The sequence below is a fragment of the Shewanella sp. MBTL60-007 genome (assembly GCF_019654915.1).
GTDB lineage: Bacteria > Pseudomonadota > Gammaproteobacteria > Enterobacterales > Shewanellaceae > Shewanella.
Window position 1 is genome coordinate 1 of record NZ_BPET01000123.1, and the last position, 2,639, is coordinate 2,639.

The 2,639-nt window shown below is 55.2% G+C and carries 3 protein-coding genes and 1 pseudogene; 1 reads left to right on the forward strand and 3 read right to left on the reverse strand.

Features of this window, described 5'->3' with window-relative positions:
• The 3 genes and pseudogenes from K5Q92_RS23510 to K5Q92_RS23520 form a co-directional block, all read right to left on the reverse strand.
• Window positions 1–614: pseudogene (locus K5Q92_RS23510) on the reverse strand (ISL3-like element ISPpu12 family transposase); the annotation flags it as partial.
• Window positions 615–635: 21 nt separating this feature from the next.
• The gene (lspA, locus tag K5Q92_RS23515) at window positions 636–1,148 is read right to left on the reverse strand and encodes a signal peptidase II (RefSeq protein ID WP_220771218.1); all 513 of its coding nucleotides are present in this window, start codon (window positions 1,146–1,148) and stop codon (window positions 636–638) included.
• Between the two features lie 3 nt (window positions 1,149–1,151).
• Window positions 1,152–2,048 carry a cation transporter gene (locus K5Q92_RS23520; RefSeq protein ID WP_053409936.1) on the reverse strand — a complete coding sequence of 299 codons (897 nt, stop codon included), beginning with the start codon at window positions 2,046–2,048 and terminating at the stop codon, window positions 1,152–1,154.
• Between the two features lie 95 nt (window positions 2,049–2,143).
• Between K5Q92_RS23520 and cadR the strand changes: the two genes are divergently transcribed.
• Window positions 2,144–2,551: a Cd(II)/Pb(II)-responsive transcriptional regulator gene (gene cadR, locus K5Q92_RS23525; RefSeq protein WP_004364961.1), complete on the forward strand. Its 408-nt coding sequence runs from the start codon at window positions 2,144–2,146 to the stop codon at window positions 2,549–2,551.
• The last annotated feature ends 88 nt before the right edge of the window (window positions 2,552–2,639 follow it).

A 2,639-nucleotide genomic window follows, 5' to 3' on the forward strand; every position in this document is an offset into this window, starting at 1 on the left:
ATGCTGACGATCTCGACCTTCTGCCGGTCTTTCAGCTTCATCAGGTAGTTGGTCACCACGTCCTGGCGGCGGGTGGCCAGCAGGTCGAGCAGGGTTCGCTCCTCAATGTTGGTCAGAATGCAGCGGTAGCGCTTGTTCAGGTATAGCTCGTCGATGCCCAGAATGCGGGGCGTCTCGAAGCGGTGCCAGCGCCCCAGGAACTCGGCGCGGGCGTTGAAGATGTCGCGCACCGTCTTCTCGTCCAGGCCGGTCTGTGCCGCCACAAAGGTGTAGGGGTGGTTGAAGGATTCCTTCTCCACGTACTCATGCAGCCGCAGTGTCATACGGAATCCGTCCACCATCTCCGGTAGCTGGGGCCTGAATGTTGTCTTGCAGGCCCGGCAGGTGTATCGGCGGCGGACCAACCAGAGAGTGACCCGCTTGCCGTGGATGGGCAGATCACGATAGGGAACGTCACGCTTGCCGAACCGTACGAACTCACCCTGCACGCCGCATTCCTCGCAGGCGATGGGATCGGGCACGTCCACCTGGAAGTGCATTTCGTCGTCGGTTGATTTGCAGCCCAGTACTTGGTATTGCGGCAGGTGAAGGATGTTGTCGGGAAGTTCGGTCATGGTGTTGTATAGGCGTAGGTGTCAGTCAGATCCATCCGACTCGGCATTGGTGTTTGCTTTTTTACCCAACAAGCTGCTGGAAACGAAAAGTAAGGCACCGAGGACAATTGCAATATCAGCCAGGTTGAAGGCCGGCCAATGCCAGTCTCGCCAATAGAAATCAAAGGAATCCACAACATAGCCACGAAAGACCCGGTCAATCAGGTTGCCCATGGCGCCACCGAGGATAAGACTGTAAGCGATGGCTTCTCCTTTATGACGATTTTCAAGGATCAGCTTGATCAGAAAAATCGAGACCGCCACCGCGATCCCGATAAAAAAGTAGCGCTGCCAGCCTCCACCATTCGCAAAAAGACTGAATGCGGCACCGGTGTTCCATAGGTGCACCCAGTTAAAGAACGGGGTCACCGAAACATACTCGCCATAGGCCATTGATTGCTGCACCAGCCACTTTACAGCCTGATCAGACGCTGCCAGCAGGCCCGATATGGACAATAGGGCATACGGCGAGAGCTTTTTGCCAATAATGAGCATTATTTAACCCTTCAACGCCAAAATGCGTCTGGCACCGTTAAGTACAATGCCCCCCGCGATGGTGCCGATAATCAGATCCGGATAATTGGACCCGGTCCACGCGACCAGGGCGCCGGCGGTGATGACCCCCAGGTTGATCACCACGTCGTTGGCCGAGAATATCCAGCTTGCCTTCATGTGCGCCCCGCCTTCCCGATGTTTGGATATGAGCAGCAGACAACTGGTATTGGCAATCAATGCGACGAATGCGATAGCCATCATCACCAGCGATTCAGGCTCACTACCGAATACAAAGCGCCTCACGACCTCTACGAGTACGCCAACAGCCAAAACCAGTTGGACCACACCAGCAACGTGCGCAACACGGACCTGCCTTTTCACGCTATGCCCAACCGCATAAAGAGCGAGTCCGTACACTGCCGCATCAGCAAAATTGTCCAGAGACTCTGCAATGAGGCCAGTTGACTGAGCCATCAGACCGGCAGTCATTTCCACCACGAACAGAAGTGCATTGATGCCGAGCAACCAGCGCAGGGTCCCGGATTCTTGCTTAGCAGAAGCTGCCGAAAACTCGGCGGCCTTGATGGTCTCCGGATTTGCAGCGACGGTTTCCTGAAGCGAGGCGCCTAGCCCCAAGGTCTTCAGTTTCGAGGTGACGGGCTCGACCTCGCCGTCATGCACGACCTTCAGCCGGCGGTTCGACAAGTCGAAGGACAGCGCCCGAATCTCCTCAAAGCCGTTCAGGGCTAGGCGAATCATTCGTTCTTCTGATGGACAGTCCATCTTCGGCACGGCATAAACACTGACCCATCTCCCTGGCGCCTCGGAGGAGGCCTGTATATCGGTATCCGCTGCGGACGTTGCATCACCGCCACAGGCGCCACCACAGGATTTGCTCATGATACGACTCCACTTGAACAATGTTGTGGTACCATTTAAAACTATAAAGCTACTATAAGGTCAATAGAGTAAAGAATCCGTTGGGGAGGAGGCTGATGCGCATTGGTCAGTTGGCGCAGTTGGTAGGGGTCGAAACACAGACGATCCGCTTCTATGAACAGCAGGGCTTGTTGCCGCCGCCTGATCGGCAGGACAACGGTTACCGTGTCTATACCGAGAAGCATGGTGAGGGGCTGGCCTTCATCCGTCGCTGCAGAATCCTGGGCCTGTCACTGGCTGAGATTCACGAACTACAGAGCTATCAGGACGACCCTCATCAGCCTTGTACCGCCGTCAACGCCTTGCTCGATGATCACATCTCTCATGTGCGGTCGCAGATAACCGCTCTGCAAGCGCTTGAGAAACAACTCGTTTCACTGAGAGCGAGTTGCAACGATGACCGGGAAGTTGAGGCGTGTGGGGTTCTTGCTGGAATTAGCGAAGGAAACATGCACCAGCAGTAGGTGAAGCATCAACCAGATAATCCGATGAGATGCCGGTCTGTCTCACTCTCATGCAAAGGTAAGATCAACCATTTAATCCGCTTACCCT

Coding starts and splice junctions, on each gene's coding strand:
- lspA (WP_220771218.1), bottom strand. CDS start 1,148: ATGCTCATTATTGGCAAAAAGCTCTCGCCGTATGCCCTATTGTCCATA.
- K5Q92_RS23520 (WP_053409936.1), bottom strand. CDS start 2,048: ATGAGCAAATCCTGTGGTGGCGCCTGTGGCGGTGATGCAACGTCCGCA.
- cadR (WP_004364961.1), top strand. CDS start 2,144: ATGCGCATTGGTCAGTTGGCGCAGTTGGTAGGGGTCGAAACACAGACG.